This window comes from Terriglobales bacterium (assembly GCA_035624455.1).
In the GTDB taxonomy this organism is placed as follows: Bacteria; Acidobacteriota; Terriglobia; order Terriglobales; family Acidobacteriaceae; genus DASPRM01.
On sequence record DASPRM010000112.1, the window covers coordinates 1 to 3,971 of the forward strand.

General features: G+C 58.2%; 2 protein-coding genes. Both read right to left on the minus strand.

Annotated elements, in window-relative coordinates:
- Positions 1–3,041, minus strand: a 3,041-nt coding sequence (locus VEG30_12405; GenBank protein ID HXZ80727.1) for a CusA/CzcA family heavy metal efflux RND transporter, incomplete at its 3' end; no start/stop codon positions are given.
- A 64-nt stretch (positions 3,042–3,105) separates the two neighbouring features.
- Positions 3,106–3,971: efflux RND transporter periplasmic adaptor subunit (locus tag VEG30_12410; protein HXZ80728.1), on the minus strand; the 866-nt coding region annotated here is incomplete at its 5' end.

Sequence of the window (3,971 nt, forward strand, 5' to 3'; positions counted from 1 at the left end):
AAGACGGGATTGACGAAGAAGCCGATAAAGAGGCGCGAGATCAAGCCGGCGACGATCACAATAGCGAAAGGCTTCTGGGTATCTGAGCCGATGCCGGTGGAGAGGGCCGCGGGAAGTAGCCCGAGGCACGCGACCAGGGCGGTCATCATGATCGGGCGAAGACGCAGCAGCGAGGCTTCCCGAGTGGCCTCGCGAATCGCCATTCCTTCCTGTCGCAGCTTATTGATGTAAGACACCAGAATCACGGCGGTCTCCACGGAGACTCCCATCAGCGCAAGCAACCCCAGTACTGATGAAACGCTGAAGGGTGTATGGGTAACCTTGAGCGCCAGCAAAGCTCCCACCGGCTCAGTCATGATGACCCCCAGCGCAATCGTGACCGGAAACTTGAAGTTTCCGTAGAGTGCAAACAGGATCATAAAAATCAGCACTATTGCCAGCGGACCGATGAAGTACATCTGCGATCTTGCCTCGACCAGCTGGCTGTATTCTCCGCCCCACGTCATCCAGTACCCCGACGGAAGGCTCACTACCTTGTTGACGGCGTCTTGCCCATCGTGAACTGCTCTCTCCAAATCGCGGCCTTCGATGCTGTACTGCACGCCGATATAGCGCGAGTTGCTCTCGCGATAAATGAACGATGCTCCGTTCCCCTGATGAATATCGGCAAGTTGGCTGAGTGGAATCTGCTGCCCATCCGGCGTGCCCACCAGCAGGTTCCCAATCTCATGAGCGCTGCTGCGGAACTGAGGGTGCATGCGGACCACCAGATCAAACAGCTTTTCTCCTTGAATGACCTGCGTCACCGCTTGCCCGCCAACCGCTGCCGAGACCACCGCTTCCACGTCGGCGATATTGATTCCATACCGCGCGATCTTGTCGCGATCCACATCCACCAGCAAACTGGGCTGGCCCAGTTCGCGCACTACGGTAAGCTCCGTGAAACCAGGCACCCGCGCCAACGCGTTCTTGATCTGGATCGCTTTATCCTGAAGCACGTTCAGGTCCTGGCCGTAGATCTTGACCGCCAGCGAGCTTTTCAGGCCGGTCAGTGCTTCATCGACCGCGTCCTCAGCCGGCTGCGTATAGTTGAAGATAATTCCCGGGAAGGTCGTGAGCTGGTCGTTGATCGACTCGATGAGTTGCTTCTTGTCGTGGATTCGACCGCGCCACGCCGGGTCTTTGTACGGCTTTAGTCCAACATAGAACTCGCAGTTAAAGAAACCTGTGGGATCGGTGCCATCGTCTGGCCGCCCCAACTCCGAGCCCACCACCGTTACCTGCGGATACGACAACAGGATCGCGCGGATCTGCGGCGCAATCTTGCTGGCTTCCTCGAACGAAATCGTGTAGGGCATCGTGGCCCGCACCCACAGCGCGCCTTCATCAAGGTGCGGCATGAATTCACCGCCGATAAACGGAACTAGCAGCAGAGTGGCCCCGAAGATGAGGGCCGAAAGGATCACTGTGGTCTTGGGCCGATCGAGCGCCCAATCCAACTGCTTCGCATACTTCTGTTTCATCCATTCAAAAGCTCGGTTCCGTTTCTCCCGCACGCCGCTCTTGAACCAATACGAAGCCAGGACCGGGACCAGCGTAAGGGTGAGGATCAACGAGCCGAGGAGCGCAAACGACATCGTCTCAGCCATGGGATGGAACAGCTTCCCCGAGGGCCCGCTAAGCGCATAGATCGGCAGATAACCCGCCATGATCACCGCCACCGAGTAAAAAATCGGTCGGTCCACATCCTTCGCCGCCGCCAGAATGACCTCATTCAGTTGGTAGCTTTGCGCTTCGCGTAGCGCCAATTCGCGATAGATGTTTTCCATCATTACCACGGTGCCGTCAATGACGATGCCGAAGTCGATTGCGCCGATCGAAAGCAGGTTCGCCGCCACGTCGTGAGCGTGCAGGACGATGAACGCAAACAGCAGCGACAGCGGAATCGTCAGCGCCACGATGATCGCCGCGCGCACGCTGACCAGAAAGAAAATCAGCACCAGCAGCACAAGCAACATGCCGCGCAGCAGGTTGTTCTCTACCGTATCGGTGGTCAGGGCCACCAGTTCGCTTCGGTCGTAGTAGGGACGAATCTTAACGTCGGGTGGAAGGATCTGATGGTTCAACTGCTCGGTTTTGGCTTCCACTCCCTTGAGCACATTCTGCGTCTGCTCGCCGCGCAGCATGAGAATGACACCTTCCACCGCGTCGTCATTCTTCTGGAAGCCGAATTGCCCCAGTCGGGGTGCATGTCCGATCGTGACTTGTCCTACATCCCGCACCCGGATGGGCACTCCCTTGTTCGCGCCGACAACGATGTTCCCGATGTCATCGGTATTGCGCACCAACCCAATCCCGCGCACGTAATAGAACTGTCCGCCTTGCGAATAGAATCCACCTCCCGCATTGGCATTGTTGGCGGCCAAGGCCGTCATCACTTGCGGAACCGTCAGGTGATAGCCATATATGCGCGCCGGGTCGAGCAACACCTGGTATTGCATCACCGTGCCGCCGAAACCCGAGTCGTCGGCCACACCGTGAACCGAGCGATAGGCCCGTTCCACCACCCAGTCTTCAATGGTCTTCAGTTCTTGGGGAGTGCGATCCGGACTCTCCAGCACATACCGGTACACGAGCCCGCTGGGGCTGAACAAAGGAGCAAGGGTCGGATTGACCCCCGCCGGCAGCGTGGCTTGCCCCAGCCGTTCGAACACCACTTCCCGCGCAAAATAGTCGTTGGTGCTTTCTTCAAAAGTCAGCCGGATGTCGGACAGGCCATAAAGCGAGATCGACCGCATCACTACCATGTGGGGGACGCCGTTCATCTCAATCTCGAGCGGCAGCGTCACCAGCCTCTCGACTTCTTCCGCGGCGTGGCCCGGCCATTGAGTGATGATTTCGACTAGGGGTGGTGACAGATCCGGATAGGCATCCACCGGCATCCGTTGAAACGACATGATCCCGCCGACCGTAATGAACGCGGTCAGCATCAGCACCAGGAACTTTTGCCGCAGAGCCGCTTGGACGATTCGGTGAATCATTCAGATGTGGTGAGCACGATCCTCACTTGAAATTGCAGATCCCTTCCATGCCGGCGCAATGCTGCTAACGTTGCAGCGAATTCGCAAACTGCAGGAATAAGCTGCCGTCTCCGATGACCTGGTCGCCAGGCTTCAGCCCGCTGGTCACCTCGGTTTGTCCGTGCAAGCTTTCCCCCAACGTCACGGAGCGCCTGCCAAACTGGTTCGCCGATGTGGCGGCGTAAACAAAAGGCTGGTTCTCGCTATCGCGCAGGACCGCCGCATCCGGAAGCACAATCGCGTTCGAAATCGTGCCCGCTTGCACGGTCGCCACTACGTACATATCTTTCTTGAGTTTCCCGCCCGGATTGTTGGTGTCAATGCGTGCCTGCAGCGTGCGCGTGCTCGGATCCAGCGACGCAGCCACATAAGAGATGCGCCCGTGGAACACCTCGGGATACGTATCGGTCTGAATCGTTACCGGCTGTCCCACACGCACGTAAGGCAAGTCCTTCTGGTAGATATTCACCAGCACCCAAACGTTGGTTGTATCGGAAATCACGAAGCATTGCGTGCTGCCAGGCTGAATGAGTTGCCCCGCGGCCACGTCCTGCTCCACCACCAGTCCAGCAATTGGCGCCCTCACCGGAACCTCAAATGACGGAGGGCCCTTCACCAGCGTGTCCGGATCCGTAATCCCCAGAACCTTCAGCGCAGCCTGCGCCGCCGCCAGATCGCCACTGGCTTGCACTTCAGCCGATTGCGCCTGCTCCAGGTTCTGTTGGGCAATCGCGCCGTGATCATACAGATCCTTGGCGCGCACATAGGCCATCTGCGCCAGCGCGTGGGCATCCTTGGCCTTCAGATAGTTGCTACGCAGTTGTGAGTAATCCGGACTGGAAACGTACAGCATGGGCTCGCCCTGGTGCACCGTCTGCCCGGGGACGACTA